Consider the following 18,869-nt stretch of genomic DNA (forward strand, 5'->3'; position numbering starts at 1 on the left):
GGTATCCTGATAATCACCGGGGGCTGCTCACGCAATCAGCATAAAAGCGGGCAGCGAAAGTTGATCGGGGTCAAGGTCAGTCCAGTCCAACTCAATCCAGTCCATGCCGCAGGCTCGCCGCCGCCGCGAAGGGGCCGACCACGAGGCTAACCAGCGACAGCGCGCACAGGATCGAGAACGGCGCCCCGAACGTCATGGGGCCGACGATCGCGGCCTGCGAGGCCGCAACGCCGAAGATCAGCACCGGAATCGACAGCGGCAGCACCAGCACGGCCATGAGCAGCCCGCCCCGATGCAGGGTCACCGCCAGCCCCGCGCCGATCATGCCGGTAAACGTCAGCGCCGGCGTGCCCGCCAGCAGCGTCAGCGCCACCGCGCCGGTTGCGACCATGTCAAGGTTCAGCAACAGGCCGAGCACGGGGGTTGCGACAATCAGCGGCAGGCCGGCGGCCAGCCAATGCGCCAGCGCCTTGGCGGCGCAGGCGAGTTCCAGCGGGGTCCGGCTCATCGTGATCAGGTCGAGCGAGCCGTCCTCGTGGTCGGCCATGAACAGCCGGTCGAGGGTGAGCAGGCTCGCCAGGAGCGCGCCGAGCCAGAGGATCGCCGGCCCCAGCCGCGACAGCAGCGCCAGGTCCGGCCCGACCGCGAACGGCATCAGCACCACCACGGTCAGGAAGAACAGTACGCCGATCAAGGCCCCGCCGCCGACGCGGAGGGCGATCCGGATGTCCCGGCGGATCAGGGCGGACAGGGCGGTCATGGGGTGGCCCTCGCGGCGGAGTGGGCGCTAACGACTCTGAGACCCAGGCACACTGTGCTCCCTCCCCCCTTGCGGGGGAGGGCGGGGGAGAGGGGTAGCCCCGGAAAAGGTGCGCTTGAGTTCGGGGAAGGACTTCGGTCGATCGAGAGAATCCCCGTGTGGCACCCCCCTCCCTGACCCTCCCCCGCAAGGGGGGAGGGAACGGAGACGGCGGAGCCCGGCCGCTTGGAAAGCTGAGGGTCGGCGAACTTCATGCCGTACCCCCGATCCGAAGCTCCCGCGAATCGATCCCCAGCGGTGCGTGGGTGGCCGCGATGATCAGGCCGCCGCGGGCGAGGTGATCGCGCATCAGGCCGCCGAACATGTCCTGGCCGGCGACGTCCAGCGCCGTGGTCGGCTCGTCCAGCAGCCAGATCCGGCGCCTGATAGTGAGCAGCCGGGCCAGCGAGAGCCGGCGGCGCTGGCCGGCGGACAGGAAGGCCGCGGGCAGATGGGTGGCGTGGTCGAGGCCGACGGCTGTGAGGCTCGCGGCGGCGTCGCCGCGCTCCCCGCCGAGAAAATCGGCCCAGAATGCCAGGTTTTCCTCAACGCTCAGCGCCGGCTTCAGGGCATCGCGATGGCCGAGATAGTGGCACTGTTCGGGCAGCGTCAGCTCGGCATCGCCGCCATCGAGCGCGATTGTCCCGCCGGCCGGAATGAGCAGGCCGGCGATCAGCCGCAGCAGCGACGTCTTGCCCGACCCGTTGCGACCCGTCACCGCCACGGCTTCGCCGGAGACCGCCGCGAAATCGAGCCCGGAAAACACCTCGCGGCCGCCGCGCACGCAGGCGACCCCGCGTCCGGACAGTTGCATCTTGGCTTGATCCAATCCGCTCAAAGCCAGGCCTCAGGAAATCTTGGGGTAGCGCATGGGAATTTTTGGCTCGGCAATTGCTGCGGCACGATTGTGGCTGTGGCGGCGCGGTTAGAAAGCTTCTATAAGCCCGGAACTACTTGATGCAGCAACTCAACCTGCCCCTGCAAGCGACCCAGCCTGCTACGCTGACGGTGTTAAAATACCCTGCCGGGTATAACTAACAATTGGGATTTCCTACATGACCTCGCTCGACAGCTTCAAATGCAAAAAGACCCTCAAGGTCGGCGCCAAGACCTATGTCTATTACAGCCTGCCCACGGCCGAGAAGAATGGTCTGAAGGGAATTTCGAAACTCCCCTATTCGATGAAGGTCCTGCTCGAGAACCTCCTGCGCAACGAGGACGGCCGCTCGGTCAAGAAGGAAGACATCGTCGCGGTGTCGAAATGGCTGCGCAAGAAGTCGCTGGAGCATGAGATCGCCTTCCGCCCGGCCCGCGTGCTGATGCAGGATTTTACGGGCGTTCCGGCCGTGGTCGATCTGGCTGCAATGCGCAACGCCATGCAGAAGCTCGGCGGCGATGCCGAGAAGATCAATCCGCTGGTCCCGGTCGACCTCGTCATCGACCACTCCGTGATCGTGAACTTCTTCGGTGACAACAAGGCCTTCGGCAAGAACGTCGCCGAGGAATACAAGCAGAACCAGGAGCGCTACGAGTTCCTGAAGTGGGGCCAGAAGGCGTTCTCGAACTTCTCCGTCGTGCCGCCCGGCACCGGCATCTGCCACCAGGTCAATCTCGAATATCTCTCCCAGACGGTCTGGACCAAGAAGGAGAAGATGACGGTCGGCAAGAAGACCGGCACCTTCGAGGTCGCATACCCTGACTCGCTCGTCGGCACCGACTCCCACACCACCATGGTCAACGGTCTGGCCGTGCTCGGCTGGGGCGTCGGCGGCATCGAGGCCGAAGCCTGCATGCTCGGCCAGCCGCTGTCGATGCTGCTGCCCAACGTCGTCGGCTTCAAGCTGAAGGGCGCGATGAAGGAAGGCGTCACCGCGACCGACCTCGTGCTGACCGTGACGCAGATGCTGCGCAAGCTCGGCGTGGTCGGCAAGTTCGTCGAGTTCTTCGGCCCCGGCCTCGACAACCTCTCTGTCGCCGACAAGGCCACCATCGCCAACATGGCCCCCGAATATGGCGCGACCTGCGGCTTCTTCCCGGTTGACGCTGCCGCGATCGATTATCTCAAGACCTCCGGCCGCGCCGCGCCGCGCGTCGCGCTGGTGCAGGCCTATGCCAAGGCGCAAGGGCTGTTCCGCACCGCCAAGTCGGCCGATCCCGTGTTCACGGAGACGCTGACGCTCGACCTCGCCGACGTGGTTCCGTCGATGGCCGGCCCGAAGCGTCCCGAAGGCCGCATCGCGCTGCCCTCGGTTGCCGAAGGTTTTTCGGTCGCGCTCAGCAACGAGTACAAGAAGGCCGAAGAGCCCGCGAAGCGCTTTGCCGTCGAGGGCAAGAATTTCGAGATCGGCCATGGCGACGTCGTGATCGCCGCGATCACCTCCTGCACCAACACCTCGAACCCGAGTGTGCTGATCGGCGCCGGCCTGCTCGCGCGCAACGCTGCCGCCAAGGGCCTCAAGGCAAAGCCGTGGGTGAAGACCTCGCTTGCCCCGGGCAGCCAGGTGGTCGCGGGCTATCTCGCCGATTCCGGCCTGCAGAAAGATCTCGACAAGGTCGGCTTCAACCTGGTCGGCTTCGGCTGCACCACCTGCATCGGCAATTCCGGTCCGCTGCCGGAGGAGATCTCGAAGTCGATCAACGACAACGGCATCGTCGCCGCCGCCGTGCTCTCCGGTAACCGCAACTTCGAAGGTCGCGTCTCGCCGGACGTGCAGGCGAACTATCTGGCCTCGCCGCCGCTGGTCGTCGCGCACGCGCTCGCCGGCAGCGTGACCAAGAACCTCGCGGTCGAGCCGATCGGCGAAGGCAAGGACGGCAAGCCGGTGTACCTGAAGGACATCTGGCCGACGACCAAGGAGATCAACGCCTTCATGAAGAAGTTCGTGACCTCGACGATCTTCAAGAAGAAGTATGCCGACGTGTTCAAGGGCGACACCAACTGGCGCAAGATCAAGACCACCGAGAGCGAGACCTATCGCTGGAACATGTCTTCGACCTATGTGCAGAACCCGCCCTATTTCGAAGGCATGAAGAAGGAGCCGGAGCCGGTCACCGACATCGTCGAGGCACGCATCCTCGCCATGTTCGGCGACAAGATCACCACCGACCACATCTCGCCGGCCGGTTCGATCAAGCTCACCTCGCCCGCGGGCAAGTATCTCAGCGAGCACCAGGTGCGTCCCGCCGACTTCAACCAGTACGGCACGCGTCGCGGCAACCATGAAGTCATGATGCGCGGCACCTTCGCCAACATCCGCATCAAGAACTTCATGCTCAAGGGCGCTGACGGCAACATTCCGGAGGGCGGCCTCACCAAGCACTGGCCCGACGGCGAGCAGATGTCGATCTACGACGCCGCGATGAAGTACCAGCAGGAGCAGGTGCCGCTGGTGGTGTTCGCCGGCGCCGAATACGGCAACGGCTCCTCGCGCGACTGGGCTGCGAAGGGCACGCGTCTGCTCGGCGTTCGCGCCGTGATCTGCCAGAGCTTCGAGCGTATCCATCGCTCCAACCTGGTCGGCATGGGCGTGCTGCCGCTGACCTTCGAGGAAGGCACCTCCTGGTCGTCGCTCGGCCTGAAGGGCGACGAGAAGGTCACGCTGCGCGGCCTCGTCGGCGACCTCAAGCCGCGCCAGAAGCTGACCGCGGAAATCGTCTCCGGCGACGGTTCGTTGCAGCGTGTTTCGCTGCTCTGCCGCATCGATACGCTGGACGAGCTCGACTACTACCGGAACGGCGGCATCCTGCACTACGTCCTGCGCAAGCTCGCGGCCTAAGCGCGAATTTGTGAACGGTGGCTCACTGCGACGTGAGTAGAAGGTTAAACGAAGGCGGCCTATCACAAGGCCGCCTTCGCGCGTTTGTGGCATGTTTTGGATGGGCCCATCCGGCGGAAAATCGGTTTGGCCCGGTTTCCTGGATGGTTGAGCATGCCGCGCCCCGTAAGACTACGGTGACCATCAATCGATAAGATTCCCCCTCCCACGAGCTTTGGTGTGCGGCGTTCGACATGACAACAATGACGGCTTCTCATCTGATTTCACGTTGGTCCGGTGCCCTCTGGTCGGGAGCACTCGGTATCTGTGCAATCGTCGCCGTCATCCGTCCCGCCCACGCCGATCCCCGCGCCGTTGTCGAATTGTTTACCTCGCAGGGCTGCTCGTCCTGCCCGCCCGCCGACAAGATCATCGGAGATCTCTCCAGCGATCCCTCGATCATCGCGCTGAGCATGCCGATCGATTATTGGGACTATCTCGGCTGGAAGGACACGCTGGCGGATTCGCGTTTCTCTGCACGGCAGCGTGCCTATTCACGCATGCGCGGCGACCGCGAGGTCTACACGCCGCAGGTCGTGGTGAATGGTTCGACGCATGTCATCGGCAGCGATCGCGCCGGCATCGAGAGCGCGATCGGCAAGACCGACAAGGGCACCGGCGTGATGAGCGTTCCGGTGACGATGTCGCTTGCGGGCAAGCAGATCAACGTCTCGGTGGCCGAAAGCAAGGAGCCGGCCGTCTCGCATGGCGAGGTCTGGATCTGCTCGATCGCCAAGTCGGTGCCGATCGCGATCGCCAAGGGCGAAAATCGCGGGCAGCAGATCACCTACCACAACGTGGTGCGCAACCTGCTCAAGGTCGGCGACTGGAACGGTCGTGCCGAAAGCTGGACCGTGCCGATCGAGAACCTCACGCGCGACGGCGTCGACGGCGCGGTGGTTTACGTCCAGGACGGCAACCGCGAGAAGCCGGGCCCGATGCTCGGCGCGGCGTACACGTCGCTGCACTGATTCGAATTTCTCTTGAGCGTCGCACTCTGCTCTCAACCCTCATGGTGAGGAGCGCGCCCTTGTGCGCGTCTCGAACCATGCAGGCCCTGCTGATGCAGCGCGGCCTTGCATCCTTCGAGACGCCGCGCGAAGGGCGCGGCTCCTCAGGATGAGGGGAGAGAGTCTTCCGGCGGATGTTCGGAGAGAGGGGCGTCGCGCCGGAAACATCCCGACACAAACAAAAAAGGACCAACTCGCGTTGGCCCTCCTTGTCGCGCGTACAGACCCGATCCTGTTCGACCCCGGGGGGCTGGGGGCTGAGGAATCCGGAACCGAAAGGACCGGGTCAACGCACATCAGTCTTTTCGCAATGCAGGGCGGCAGGCGCTGGGCGGAAAAGCGGCGAGACTAAGATTCTTGAGCACGATCCCGTGACGGTTCGTCGCGACAGAGTTCCACCCCTGCGTGTATCCCGATTCGCACCCGATTCCATCGGTTGCGTCCCCTCGGTTCTGGGCTCTGGGTTCCATCGAGAGCCCTTGCGGAGGACAGCGGTTGGCGCAATCATGCAACTGTCATGATCCGCGGTTCCGGGGACGGTTTTCGCGGACGCGGTCATGCTTGTGACGAGGAGGCGCTTCGCATGGGTCTGATGCCGGAGGATGCCGATCCAAGCGGGCAGCGCGCGGCGGCGTATCCCGCCGCTGCGAACGCGCAACCGAACCGGGTGACCTTCAACCGGCTCGAGCTGCACCGTATTCTCAATCTCTACGGCCGCATGGTGGCCGACGGCGAGTGGCGCGACTACGCCATCGACTTCCTGAAGGACCGTGCGGTGTTCTCGGTGTTTCGCCGTGCCTCGGAAGTGCCGATCTATCGCATCGAGAAGGACCCGCGCCTCGCACGCAAGCAGGGCATGTACAGCGTGATCTCGGCGACGGGCCTGATCCTGCGCCGCGGCCACGAGCTCGAGCGCGTGCTGCTGGTGATCGATCGCAAGCTGGCGGTGGTCTAACCGCACGACCGGTGCCGTAGGGTGGGCAAAGCGAAGCGTGCCCACCATTCTGAGTATGATCGGAGAAAGCTCGTGGGCACGGCGCGTTGCGCTTTTGCCCACCCTACGACAGCAGTGATGTGGCGAGACTTCGTAGCCCGGATGAGCGAAGCGACATCCGAGTCTTTGCTTATGGCGGTCCCGGGTATCGCTGCGCTCACCCGGGCTACGGGACTGTCCTACTTCCCCGGCACCGTCTTCGCGCCCTCGCCGAGGTCGCGCTGCATCATCACCGTATCCAGCCAGCGGCCGAATTTCAGCCCGACATTGGGATGCGTGCCGATCATCTTGAAGCCGCCCCTGGTGTGCACGCCGATCGAGCCGGCATTGGCGGAATCGCCGATCACAGCGATCATCTGGCGGAAGCCGCGCGCCTCGCATTCGGTGATCAGCCGCTCCAGCAGCTTTGAGCCGACGCCGCGGCGGTGGAAGGAGGGATCGAGATAGATCGAGTTCTCCACCGTGAAGCGGTAGGCAGGGCGCGGCCGGTAGGCCCCGGCATAGGCGTATCCGGCCACGCGCCCCTCGAGGATCGCGACGAAATAGGGATAGCCGCCGTCGACCAGTGCGCGGTAGCGGCGCGTCATCTCCGCAAGGTCGGGCGGGTCCAGCTCGAACGTCGCCGTGCCCTCGCAGACGGCCTGCTGGTAGATGGCGGTGATGGCGGGAAGGTCGGCCTCGGTCGTGGGCCTGATTTCAGGTGCGGACATGGCGGGGAGGATAGAGCCTTCCCGCGGGCGCCGGAAGGGGCCTCGGCGCATCCCACATCCGTCATTGCGAGCGCAGCTGCCACTTGCTCCGCTGTCATTCCCCGCGAAGGCGGGGAATCCAGTACGCCGCGGTCTCTCGCTTCGATCATGGGTGTCACGGAGTACTGGATCGCCCGCCCCAGTGCGCAATTGCGCACAAGGCGGGTGATGACAGTGGTGGATGTTGCAACACCCGCCCCGAAACAAAAACCCCGGCCTTTCGGCCGGGGTTCGTGTCCGTTCTCTCGTCTCAGAGCTTAATCGCGCTGGCCGAGGAGCTGCAGGAGCAGCGTGAACAGGTTGATGAAGTTCAGGTACAGCGACAGCGCGCCGGTGATGGCCGCACGCTCTGCGATGTCACCGCCGGCCGAGGCGTAGCCGTAGATATAGTCGTTCTTCAGCCGCTGCGTATCCCAGGCGGTGAGGCCCGCGAACACCAGCACGCCGACCACCGACACGATGAACTGCAGCATCGAGCTCGCCAGGAACAGGTTCACCAGGCTGGCGATGATGATGCCGATCAGGCCCATGAACAGGAACGAGCCCATGCCGGTCAGGTCACGCTTGGTGGTGTAGCCGTAGAGGCTGAGCGCACCGAAGGTCGCCGCGGTGATGAAGAACACCCGCACGATCGAGGTGTGGGTGAATACCAGGAAGATCGACGACAGCGAGATGCCCATCAGCGCCGAGAACACCCAGAACAGGATCTGGGCAGTCGAGGGGGCGAGGCGATTGATGCCCGCCGAGATCACGAACACCATCGCAAGCGGCGCGAGCATGAACAGCCACTTCAGGGGGCTGACGAACATCGCATAGCCGAACGGCGTCAGGAAGATCTTGCCGACGCGGACCGCGTCCGCGGTCGGAACGTCGGTCACGGCGGCCATGTAGACGCCGAGCGCGGCCAGGCCCGTGATGGCGAGGCCAATGCTCATGTAATTGTAGATGCGCAGCATGTAAGCGCGCAGGCCGGCATCGACCGTCGCGGCGTCAACACGCCCGGCGGCCCTGCCGAAAGGAGAAGCGTAGTTACGGTCTAGGTCCGACATGGTCGAATTCCCGTTGGTTGGCCGGTCCGGCATGAGGGTCGCCATGCCTCCGGTTCGTCAAACTCTATCTCGGATACCGCTGCCTGCCGACTAAATTTTGGCTAACAATCGGGGCTCCGAACCCATTCGATATGTGGGAAACTAACACATTCGCTGCAACCGTCCACGCGCGGCTGAATGTCGCCCTTGGCTGCAATCCAGACAGGCAAGCGTGGTTAATCGCAAGAATCGTGCGATTTCGCACCCGCACGGCTGCCCGCTACCATTTGTCACAAATTCCGCAACACCGTGGCGGGCTTTTTGTTCAACGCCAGCAGCGTGCCGGCGAGCCCGAGCCCAACCGTGACGATCAGGGCGGCCGCCACCACGCCGGCCGCGCTTCCGGCCTGCCAGACGAAGCTGAGCGTCATCAGCCGCGTCACGATCATCCAGGCCGCGATGCTGCCGGCGATCACGCCGAACACCGCGGTGGCGAGCCCGATCAGGAGGTATTCGAGCGCATAGGCGCCGAGCAGCCGCAGGCGCGTCGCGCCCAGGGTCTTCAGGATTACCGCATCATAGACCCGATGACGGTGGCCGGCGGCGAGCGCCCCGCCCAGCACCAGGATCGCCGAGATCAGGGTCACCGCGCTGGCGCCGCGGATCGCCAGCGCCAGATTGGTCACGACCGAGCCGACCGTCTCCATCACCTCGCGCACGCGCACGCTCGTTACCATGGGGTAGGCGTCGGCCACCTGCTTGATGATCTTGCCGTCGCCGGCAGCATCGCCGCCGGTTTCCGTCAGCGTCGCGATATGGGTGTGGGGCGCGCCCTTGAAGGCGTTGGGCGAGAACACCAGGACGAAATTGATGCCCATGCCCTGCCAGTCGATGTTGCGCAGGTTGCTGATCTTCGCCGGGATGTCGCGGCCGAGCACATTGACCACCACCTCGTCGCCGAGCTTGAGGCCAAGCCCGTCAGCGATCTTCTTCTCCATCGAGACCAGCGGCGGGCCGGAATAGTCCGCGCTCCACCACTCGCCCTCGACCACCTTGGAGCCCTTCGGCAGCTCGGCCGTGTAGGTCAGGCCGCGGTCGCTCTGCAGCACCCATTCGGAATCCGTGGTGGGCTTGAGCTCCTCGGCGCGCACCCCGCGCGCACCGACGATGCGTCCGCGCAGCATCGGCACGTCCTCGACCTTCGCGCCCGGCGCGATCTGGCGCAGATAGAAGTCGAATTGCTCGGCCTGCGTGCTCGGGATGTCGATGAAGAAGAACGACGGCGCGCGGTCGGGCAGGGCGGCGAGGAACTGCCGGCGCAAATTGCCGTCGATCTGGGTGATGGTGACGAGCACGGCGAGCCCGAGACCCAGCGACAGCACCACCGAGGGCGTCAACGCGCCCGGCCGGTGGATGTTGGCGATCGCCAGCCGCAGCATCGGCAGCCGCGTCCGCGGCAGCCGCCGCGCGATTGTCATCAGCAGGGCGGCGATGCCGCGCAGCAGGGCGAACACGACGACGGACGAGGCCACGAACACCGCGGCGATGCGCTTGTCGAACGAGAGCCCGATCACGACCGCGACGAGCAGCGCGATCACGACGCCCATGAATACGAGATAGCCCAGGCGCGGCCGGTGCCATTCGGAGCTGATGGTGTCGCGGAACAGCGCCGCCACCGGCACGTCATGCACGCGCCCGAGCGGCCACAGGCCGAAGGCGAGCGCCGTGAGCAGGCCATAGACAAAGGACAGCGCGAGCTCATCGGCATGCACGGCCGGCACCACCGGCAGCGGCAGCAGCTTGCCGAACAGCCCGACGATGGCGAAGGGCATCGCGGCGCCGAGCGCCAATCCGATCACGGACCCGATCGCGGCCAGCAGGATCACCTGCGCGAGATAAATCCCGAACACGTCGCGCCCCGTCGCGCCGACGGCCTTGAAGGCCGCGATCACCTCGAGCTTGCGGTCGATATGGCTCTTCACCGCGTTGGCGACGCCGACGCCGCCGACCAGCAGCGCGGCGAGGCCGACAAGCGTCAGGAACTGCGTGAAGCGGCTGATGTTGCGCTCGAGCTGCGGCGAGGCATTGGAGCGGCTGCGGATCTCCCAGCCGGCTTGCGGCGCGGCGCTCCGCGCATCCGCGATGAAGGCCTCGGTGGCGCGCTCGTTGTTGGCGGTATCGGGCAGCTTCACCCGGTAGACCCAGCGCACCAGGCTGCCGGGCTGGATCAGCCCGGTGGCGCGCAGGCCCGCCTCGCTGATCAGGAAGCGCGGGCCGAAGCCGATGCCGCCGGCGAGCTTGTCCGGCTCGGCCTCGACGGTCGAGCGGACCTGGAAAGTCGCAGATCCAATGGTGACGCGGTCGCCGGTCTTCAGCGAAAGCCGCGCCAGCAGCGTCGGATCGGCGGCGGCGCCGAACGCGCCGTCGCGCTCCGCGAGCAGTTCGGACATCGGCAGAGACGGCGCCAGCGTCAATTGGCCCAGCATCGGATAGGTGTCGTCGACCGCCTTCATCTCGACCAGCGCGAGCTTGCCGTCGGTCGAGCGCGCCATGCCGCGCAGAGTGGCGGCGGTCGAGACCGTGCCGCGCGAGCGCAGGAAGGCGACTTCGTCGGGCTTGGCCTCGCGCTGAAACAACACGAACGACACGTCGCCGCCGAGCAGCGTGCGGCCTTCGCGGGCGAGGCCGTCGGAGAGGCTCGCCGAGACCGAGCCGACGCCGGCGATCGCCATCACGCCGAGCGCGATGCAGGCGATGAAGACGTAGAAGCCGCGCAGGCCCCCGCGCAATTCGCGCAGCGCGTAGCGCAGCGACAGCGCGACGGCGTTCGGCCTCGCGAACGGTTCGGCAGCGGCGCTCATGCCGGCGCCGACTGCGTGTCGATGCGGCCCGAGCGCAATCGGATGACGCGATCGCAGCGATGCGCCAGCGAGGAATCGTGCGTGACCAGCACCAAGGTCATGCCGCGCTCGGCATGCTTGGTGAAGAGCAGGTCGACGATCTGCTTTCCGGTGGCCTCATCCAGATTGCCGGTCGGCTCGTCGGCGACGAGGATGGCGGGATCGGGCGCCAGCGCGCGCGCAAGCGCAACGCGCTGTTGCTCGCCGCCGGAGAGCTGGGTCGGATAATGATGCAGGCGGTCGCCGAGGCCGACCGATTGCAGCTCCTGTGCCGCGCGCTTTGCGGCGTCGGGATTGCCGGCGAGCTCGAGCGGCACGGCAACGTTCTCCAGCGCAGTCATGGTCGGGATCAGATGGAAGGACTGGAAGACGATGCCGACCTGGCGGCCGCGGAAGCGGGCCAGCGCGTCCTCGTCGAGGGCATTGAAAGGCGTGCCATTGACCACCACCTCTCCGCTATCAGGACGCTCCAGCCCCGCCATCACCATCAGCAGCGTGGATTTGCCCGAGCCTGACGGGCCGATCAGGCCGATCGTCTCGCCCGAGGCGACGCGCAGGCTGATGTCCTTGAGGATATGAACGCGTGCCGCGCCCGTGCCCAATGAGAGATTGACGTTGGAGATGGCGATGGTGTCCATCGCGGTCGTGGCGAGCGAAGAGGAATAGGTGTCCATGGTCCGGTCATATGGCAACTCCGATAGCGCGGTCGAGAGGCGTTACGGATTGTTCATGCACATAGCCGTGTTGATGCTCGCCTTCATGACAATTGCGAACCCGGCTTGGGCGGACGCGACAAAGCCGGTCAAGCTTGTCGTCCTCGGCGATTCCCTGAGCGCCGGCCTTGGCCTCCCGGCCCAGGAGGCGTTTCCCCAAAAACTCCAAAAAGCCTTGCAGGCCAAAGGTATAGCGGTCGACATGACCAATGCCGGGGTGTCCGGCGATACCACCTCCGGCGGCCGCGACCGGCTCGACTGGTCGGTCCCCGAAGGAACCGAGGGCGTGATCATCGAACTCGGCGCCAACGACGCGCTGCGCGGCATCGACCCCGCCTTGACGCGCACGGCGCTCACCGACATCGTGCAGCGGCTCAAGGCGCGGAAGATTCCAGTCATGCTGTGCGGTATGCTGGCGCCGCCGAATTACGGCGCCGACTACGCGGCACGCTTCAATTCGATTTATCCGGATCTGGCCAAACAATTCGGCGTGCCGCTCTATCCGTTCTTCCTCGAGGGCGTTGCGGCCGACGCCAAGCTCAACCAGGCCGACGGCATCCATCCGACCGCGGCGGGCGTCGACATCATCGTCGGCAACATCATGCCCACGGTGGAGGCATTCCTTGGTACGATAACCGAGCAACGGCGTTGAAAAGCAGGCAGTGCTAACCCTAATTCCCAGGGTTTTACGGGGGTGAGGCGCGCGATGCTTCGCAGAGTCACACAACTGCGATAGGAATCAGGGTACCGGTGATTCGTCGCCGGCTCTAATTCGGATATGGTCCTGGTTCGAGGGCTGTACCCGAGCATCGGGAGTGCGAAACGATGCCGCGTTTGTTCACTGGTCTGGAAATTCCGGCCGAGATCGGCCAGTCGCTTTCCAATCTTAGGGGCGGCCTTCCCGGCGCCCGGTGGATCGATCCCGAAAATTATCACGTCACCCTGCGCTTCATCGGCGATATCGACGGCGTCTCCGCCAACGAGATCGCCTCGATGCTGTTTCGCGTCGACCGCAAGCCGTTCGAGGTGAAGGTGCAGGGGCTGACCAGCTTCGGCGGCCGCAAGCCGCGCGCGGTGGTCGCAACGATCGCGCCGAGCAAGCCGCTGATGGAATTGCAGGCCGAGCTCGAGCGCATGATGCAGCGGATCGGTCTCGATCCGGAGGGGCGCAAGTTCATCCCGCACGTCACGCTGGCCCGGCTGCACGACGCCTCCGACCGCGACGTCGCCGACTATCTCTCGCTGCGCGGCTACTTCCCGAGCAAGGCCTTCATGGCCGAGCGCTTCGTGCTGTTCTCCTCGCGAGCATCGACGGGTGGCGGGCCGTACATCGTCGAGGACGCCTACGAGCTGTGTGAGTAGCGCAGCTCTCGTGCCCCGGCCGCAGAGCCGGGGCCCAGCGTTCCGCGATCGATGTACGAAATAGTGGGTCCCGGCTCTGCGCAGCAGCGCATGAGCGCAGCAGCGCATCCAGGACACGAAAGCGCATAGCTCTGACCTCATTTCACGGCTTGCAATTTCCGCCCATCTCTGGCGGTAAAGGGCCATGCTCTCCACCCCCAATTCCTCATTTCGCGAGGCATACCAGGCCGAGATCGCATCAGGCGCGATCGAGCCGGATGCTGCGCAGGCCGAGGTCGCCGAGGCCTATGCGGCGCTCGACCAGCGGCTCGCAAGTTACAAGCCCGCGCGCAAGCAGGGGCTGCTCAGCCGCCTGTTCAGCAGCAACGACAAGGACGATGCGCCGCACGGGCTCTACATCCATGGCGAGGTCGGCCGCGGTAAGACCATGCTGATGGATCTGTTCTTCCAGCAGTCGAGCGTCGAGCACAAGCGCCGCGCACATTTCCACGAATTCATGGCGGATGTGCATGAGCGCATCTACGACTATCGCCAGAGCATCGCGCGCGGCGAGATCGCCGACGGCGATGTCATCGCGCTGACGGCGACTGCGATCTTCGAGGAGAGCTGGCTGCTCTGCTTCGACGAATTCCACGTCACCGACATCGCGGATGCGATGATCCTGGGACGCCTGTTCGCGAAATTGTTCGAGCTCGGCACCGTCGTGGTCGCGACCTCCAACGTCGCACCCGACGATCTCTACAAGGGCGGCCTGAACCGCTCGCTGTTCCTGCCCTTCATCAAGCAGATCACCGACCACATGGACGTCGCGCGGCTCGATGCGCGCACCGACTTCCGGCTGGAGAAGCTGCAAGGCGTGCCGATGTGGCTGACGCCGGCCGACGGTGATGCGGATGCCGCGCTCGACCGCGCCTGGTTGCGAATGTCGGGCGGGGCCAAATGCAGGTCGCGCGATATCTCGATCAAGGGCCGCATCCTGCACGTGCCGTGCTCGGCCCACGGCGTGGCGCGGTTCTCGTTCGCCGATCTCTGCGAGAAGCCGCTCGGTGCATCCGACTACCTCAGGCTGGCGCACGACTACCACACCATCCTGGTCGACCATATTCCAGTGATGGACTTCTCCCAGCGCAACGCCGCCAAGCGCTTCATCACGCTGATCGATACGCTCTATGACAATGCCGTGAAGCTGATGGCCTCGGCCGACGCCAACCCGATCTCGCTCTACCTCGCAACCGAGGGCACCGAGGCCATGGAGTTCAAGCGGACGGCCTCGCGCCTGATCGAAATGAGCTCGGAATCCTATCTGGCGCTGCCTCACGGCCGCAAGGATTCCACCGCCAGCGGTTCCACCAAGGGTCTGGTGGAGACTTAAGTCCTATTTGCCAGCGCTGTCATTTGCGGGGCGCGACGAAAGTCGCGAGCCCGGAATCTCGCGCGACGATTTCGAGATTCCGGGTTCGCCCGCGCCTTGCGCAGGCGCCCCGGAATGACGGCTTCAGGGTTTGCTGGCCGGAATCACGGCAAGCCCGACAATTGGGCATCCGCCGACTTGAACGCGGGAAGCGAAAGGGATAACCACCCATCAGTTTTCCCTCCTCACGTGTCTAAAGGACAGGTTCACATGGCGCGCGACAAGATTGCTTTGATTGGCTCCGGTCAGATCGGCGGAACGCTGGCTCACCTCATCGGCCTGAAAGAACTGGGCGACGTCGTGATGTTCGACATCGCCGAGGGCGTGCCGCAGGGCAAGGCGCTCGACATCGCGCAGTCCTCGCCGGTCGACGGTTTTGACGCCCACTACACCGGCGCCAACTCCTACGAAGCGCTCGACAACGCCAAGGTCTGCATCGTCACCGCCGGCGTGCCGCGCAAGCCCGGCATGAGCCGCGACGACCTCCTCTCCATCAACCTCAAGGTCATGGAGCAGGTCGGTGCCGGCATCAAGAAGTACGCCCCCGACGCCTTCGTCATCTGCATCACCAACCCGCTCGACGCGATGGTCTGGGCGCTGCAGAAGGCTTCGGGCCTGCCGCACAAGAAGGTCGTCGGTATGGCCGGCGTGCTCGACTCCGCGCGCTTCCGCTACTTCCTGGCCGACGAATTTAATGTCTCCGTTGAAGACGTCACCGCCTTCGTGCTCGGCGGCCACGGCGACACCATGGTGCCGCTGGTGAAGTACTCCACCGTTGCCGGCATCCCGCTGCCCGATCTCGTCAAGATGGGCTGGACCTCGCAGGCGCGCCTCGACGAGATCGTCGACCGCACCCGCAATGGCGGCGCCGAGATCGTCAATTTGCTCAAGACCGGCTCGGCTTTCTACGCCCCGGCCGCGTCCGCGATCGCGATGGCCGAGAGCTATCTGCGTGACAAGAAGCGCGTGCTGCCCTCGGCTGCGTACCTGAACGGCGAATACGGCGTGAAGGACATGTATGTCGGCGTGCCCGTCGTGATCGGCTCCAAGGGCGTCGAGCGCGTCGTCGAGATCGAGCTCGCCGGCAAGGACCGCGAAGCCTTCGACAAGTCGGTCGGCGCCGTGCAGGGCCTGGTCGACGCCTGCAAGAAGATCGCACCCGATCTTCTCGGCCGCTAAGGCGCAAACAATACCCCGCCGAAGATCGAAAAACCGGTCTTCGGCGGTTTCACTTCCGGGACCGGCTTGACCGGGGCGGGTTCCGGTCCAGCCGTCCAGATCTTCGAAGTCAAAGAATCCGGGTTGCAGTTCCTGTGGTATATGGTATGCCAGCCACAAGACTGAGGTGGGCCCAAGAGGTCACCGCCCGCGGGTTCAGGGAGCGACCATATGAATATCCATGAATATCAGGCCAAAGCGCTGCTGGGTGAGTTCGGCGTGCCGATCTCCAAGGGCGTCCCGGTCCTTAAAGCCGCAGACGCGGAAGCCGCCGCCAAGGCGCTGCCCGGTCCGGTCTATGTGGTGAAGAGCCAGATCCATGCCGGCGGCCGCGGCAAGGGCAAGTTCAAGGAAGCCTCGGCCGGCGACAAGGGCGGCGTCCGCATCGCCAAGTCGGCAGCGGAAGTCTCCGAATTCGCCAAGCAGATGCTGGGCGCAACCCTGGTGACCGTGCAGACGGGACCTGCCGGCAAGCAGGTCAACCGCCTCTACATCGAGGACGGCTCGGACATCGACAAGGAATTCTACCTCTCGATCCTGGTCGACCGCGAGACCTCGCGCGTCTCCTTCGTCGTCTCGACCGAGGGCGGCGTCAACATCGAGGACGTCGCGCACAACACCCCCGAGAAGATCGTGACCTTCTCGGTCGATCCCGCCACCGGCATCATGGGCCACCACGGCCGCACGGTTGCGAACGCGCTGAAGCTCTCCGGTGATCTCGCCAAGCAGGCCGAGAAGCTCACCGCGCAGCTCTATGCGGCGTTCGTCGCCAAGGACATGTCGATGCTGGAGATCAACCCGCTGGTCGTGACCAAGCAGGGTCAGCTCCGCGTGCTCGATGCCAAGGTGTCGTTCGACGACAACGCGCTGTTCCGTCATCCCGAAGTGCTCGCGCTACGCGACGAGACCGAGGAAGACGCCAAGGAGATCGAGGCGTCCAAGTACGACCTCAACTACGTCACGCTCGACGGCAACATCGGCTGCATGGTCAACGGCGCCGGTCTCGCCATGGCGACGATGGACATCATCAAGCTCTACGGCATGGCGCCGGCGAACTTCCTCGACGTCGGCGGCAGCGCCAGCAAGGAGAAGGTCGCGGCCGCGTTCAAGATCATCACCGCCGATCCCAATGTGAAGGGCATCCTGGTCAACATCTTCGGCGGCATCATGAAGTGCGACGTGATCGCCGAGGGCGTCACCGCCGCCGTGCGCGAAGTCGGCCTCAGCGTGCCGTTGGTGGTCCGCCTCGAAGGCACCAATGTCGAGCTCGGCAAGAAGATCATCCGTGAATCCGGACTGAACGTGGTGCCGGCCGACAATCTCGACGACGCCGCGCAGAAGATCGTGAAGGCCGTCAAGGGAGGCTAAGGCCATGACCCAGGACCATCTCGCTGCATCATCTCCGCTCCCCGAGCACACGCGCCTCGCCGCGTTCGCCGGCGAATGGGATGGTGAGGAGATGGTCTTCCCGTCGCGCTGGAACGCGGGCGGGCCGGCCACCTCTCACGTCGTCGCGCGCATGGACCTGAATGGATTCTATCTGATCCAGGATGCGATCCAGATGCGCGACGGCAAGCAGAGCTTTGCCACCCACGGCATCTTCACCTTCGATCGCGACGACCGGACCTACAAATTGTTCTGGTACGACTCGCTCGGTTACACGCCGCCCTCGCCCGCCTCCGGCGGGTGGGTCGGCAACACCCTGACGCTGGTGCGCGGCTCGCTCCGCGGCAATGCGCGCCACGTCTACGAGATCATCAATGAGGATTCCTACTCGTTGAAGATCCAGTTCTCGCCGGACGCGGAAGGCTGGGCTGACGTCCTCACCGGCGTCTACCGCCGCATCCACTGACCCCTTCACTCTGTTAGTTTCGCGAAAGCAGACCTCATGTCCATCCTGATCGACAAGAATACCAAGGTCATCTGCCAGGGCTTCACCGGCAAGAACGGCACCTTCCATTCCGAGGCCGCGATCGCCTACGGCACCAAGATGGTCGGCGGCACCTCGCCGGGCAAAGGCGGCTCGACGCATCTGAACCTGCCGGTGTTCGACACCGTGCGCGAGGCGCGTGAGAAGACCGGCGCCGATGCGTCGGTGATCTACGTGCCGCCGCCGGGCGCGGCGGATGCGATCTGCGAGGCCATCGACGCCGAGATCCCGCTGATCGTCTGCATCACCGAGGGCATTCCGGTCATCGACATGGTCCGGGTGAAGCGCTCGCTCGCGGCTTCCAAGTCGCGCCTGATCGGGCCGAACTGCCCGGGCGTCATGACCGCCGGCGAGTGCAAGATCGGCATCATGCCCGCCAACATCTTCAAGACCGGTTCGGTCGGCATCGTCTCCCGCTCGGGCACGCTGACCTATGAAGCCGTGTTCCAGACCTCCCAGGAAGGCCTCGGCCAGACCACCGCGGTCGGCATCGGCGGCGACCCGGTCAAGGGCACCGAGTTCATCGACGTGCTGGAGATGCTGCTCGCCGACCCCAAGACCGAGTCGATCATCATGATCGGCGAGATCGGCGGTTCCGCCGAGGAGGACGCCGCCCAGTTCCTCAAGGACGAGGCCAAGCGCGGCCGCAAGAAGCCGATGGTCGGCTTCATCGCCGGCGTCACCGCCCCTCCCGGCCGCCGCATGGGCCATGCCGGCGCGATCATTTCGGGCGGCAAGGGCGACGCCGGTTCCAAGACCGAGGCGATGAAATCGGCAGGGATTACAGTGTCCCCGTCGCCCGCCCGCCTCGGCCATACGCTTGCCGAAAAGTTGAAAGGCTAATTCACTTCTTCGTACTTTTCCGGGCGAAGTTTCGCAGCAAATAGGGTAAAGGGTGCCTGTCGCGCCGAGCCTCTGCCGGGGAGCTCGGCGCCAGCGC

The 18,869-nt window shown here is 64.9% G+C and carries 16 protein-coding genes; 10 read left to right on the plus strand and 6 right to left on the minus strand.

The features are described from left to right. Positions 1 to 91: 91 nt before the first annotated feature. Both ccmB and ccmA read right to left on the minus strand, forming a co-directional pair. Positions 92 to 760, minus strand: coding sequence for a heme exporter protein CcmB (gene ccmB / locus JQ635_RS15315; protein ID WP_130362890.1), 669 nt, complete (start codon positions 758 to 760; stop codon positions 92 to 94). Between the two features lie 250 nt (positions 761 to 1,010). Then, on the minus strand, positions 1,011 to 1,613 hold the full coding sequence (gene ccmA, locus JQ635_RS15320) for a heme ABC exporter ATP-binding protein CcmA (RefSeq protein ID WP_211410675.1): 603 nt from the start codon (positions 1,611 to 1,613) through the stop codon (positions 1,011 to 1,013). Positions 1,614 to 1,854: 241 nt separating this feature from the next. Here ccmA and acnA point away from each other — a divergent pair, with 241 nt between their 5' ends. The 3 genes from acnA to JQ635_RS15335 all read left to right on the plus strand — a co-directional run bounded on the left by acnA (position 1,855) and on the right by JQ635_RS15335 (position 6,579). Then, entirely contained in the window at positions 1,855 to 4,575 is a 2,721-nt protein-coding gene (gene acnA, locus JQ635_RS15325; protein WP_211410676.1) for an aconitate hydratase AcnA, read from the plus strand. Positions 4,576 to 4,808: 233 nt separating this feature from the next. Further along, complete coding sequence (locus JQ635_RS15330; RefSeq protein ID WP_211410677.1) at positions 4,809 to 5,585, plus strand: DUF1223 domain-containing protein; 777 nt, start codon at positions 4,809 to 4,811, stop codon at positions 5,583 to 5,585. A 622-nt stretch (positions 5,586 to 6,207) separates the two neighbouring features. Further along, positions 6,208 to 6,579, plus strand: coding sequence for a DUF2794 domain-containing protein (locus JQ635_RS15335; RefSeq protein WP_211410678.1), 372 nt, complete (start codon positions 6,208 to 6,210; stop codon positions 6,577 to 6,579). Positions 6,580 to 6,797: 218 nt separating this feature from the next. Here the strand turns inward: JQ635_RS15335 and JQ635_RS15340 are convergent, their stop codons facing one another. From JQ635_RS15340 to JQ635_RS15355, 4 genes are all read right to left on the minus strand, one after another. Beyond that, complete coding sequence (locus JQ635_RS15340) at positions 6,798 to 7,328, minus strand: GNAT family N-acetyltransferase (RefSeq protein WP_211410679.1); 531 nt, start codon at positions 7,326 to 7,328, stop codon at positions 6,798 to 6,800. Between the two features lie 296 nt (positions 7,329 to 7,624). Continuing rightward, complete coding sequence (locus JQ635_RS15345) at positions 7,625 to 8,416, minus strand: Bax inhibitor-1/YccA family protein (protein WP_211410680.1); 792 nt, start codon at positions 8,414 to 8,416, stop codon at positions 7,625 to 7,627. Between the two features lie 269 nt (positions 8,417 to 8,685). After that, positions 8,686 to 11,256, minus strand: coding sequence for an ABC transporter permease (locus JQ635_RS15350; RefSeq protein ID WP_211410681.1), 2,571 nt, complete (start codon positions 11,254 to 11,256; stop codon positions 8,686 to 8,688). After that, on the minus strand, positions 11,253 to 11,969 hold the full coding sequence (locus JQ635_RS15355) for an ABC transporter ATP-binding protein (protein WP_211410682.1): 717 nt from the start codon (positions 11,967 to 11,969) through the stop codon (positions 11,253 to 11,255). Before JQ635_RS15355 ends, JQ635_RS15350 begins: the two co-directional genes overlap by 4 nt. 55 nt (positions 11,970 to 12,024) lie before the next feature. On the opposite strand from JQ635_RS15355, the gene JQ635_RS15360 reads away from it, so the two are divergent. From JQ635_RS15360 to sucD, 7 genes are all read left to right on the plus strand, one after another. Further along, the gene (locus JQ635_RS15360; protein ID WP_211410744.1) at positions 12,025 to 12,660 is read left to right on the plus strand and encodes an arylesterase; all 636 of its coding nucleotides are present in this window, start codon (positions 12,025 to 12,027) and stop codon (positions 12,658 to 12,660) included. A gap of 173 nt (positions 12,661 to 12,833) precedes the next feature. Beyond that, positions 12,834 to 13,370 (plus strand): RNA 2',3'-cyclic phosphodiesterase, encoded by a 537-nt coding sequence (gene thpR / locus JQ635_RS15365; RefSeq protein ID WP_211410683.1) that lies wholly within the window; start codon positions 12,834 to 12,836, stop codon positions 13,368 to 13,370. A 184-nt stretch (positions 13,371 to 13,554) separates the two neighbouring features. Then, positions 13,555 to 14,742, plus strand: a complete 1,188-nt coding sequence (gene zapE / locus JQ635_RS15370) for a cell division protein ZapE (protein WP_211410684.1) — start codon at positions 13,555 to 13,557, stop codon at positions 14,740 to 14,742. Positions 14,743 to 14,991: 249 nt separating this feature from the next. Continuing rightward, on the plus strand, positions 14,992 to 15,960 hold the full coding sequence (gene mdh / locus JQ635_RS15375; protein ID WP_008145224.1) for a malate dehydrogenase: 969 nt from the start codon (positions 14,992 to 14,994) through the stop codon (positions 15,958 to 15,960). Positions 15,961 to 16,170: 210 nt separating this feature from the next. Then, complete coding sequence (gene sucC / locus JQ635_RS15380) at positions 16,171 to 17,367, plus strand: ADP-forming succinate--CoA ligase subunit beta (protein WP_128949094.1); 1,197 nt, start codon at positions 16,171 to 16,173, stop codon at positions 17,365 to 17,367. A 4-nt stretch (positions 17,368 to 17,371) separates the two neighbouring features. Next, complete coding sequence (locus tag JQ635_RS15385) at positions 17,372 to 17,851, plus strand: DUF1579 family protein (RefSeq protein ID WP_211410685.1); 480 nt, start codon at positions 17,372 to 17,374, stop codon at positions 17,849 to 17,851. A gap of 36 nt (positions 17,852 to 17,887) precedes the next feature. Beyond that, positions 17,888 to 18,772: a succinate--CoA ligase subunit alpha gene (sucD, locus tag JQ635_RS15390; protein ID WP_130362875.1), complete on the plus strand. Its 885-nt coding sequence runs from the start codon at positions 17,888 to 17,890 to the stop codon at positions 18,770 to 18,772. The last annotated feature ends 97 nt before the right edge of the window (positions 18,773 to 18,869 follow it).

Origin of the sequence: Bradyrhizobium iriomotense (assembly GCF_018130765.1) — a bacterium.
GTDB classification, from domain to species: Bacteria; Pseudomonadota; Alphaproteobacteria; order Rhizobiales; family Xanthobacteraceae; genus Bradyrhizobium; species Bradyrhizobium iriomotense_A.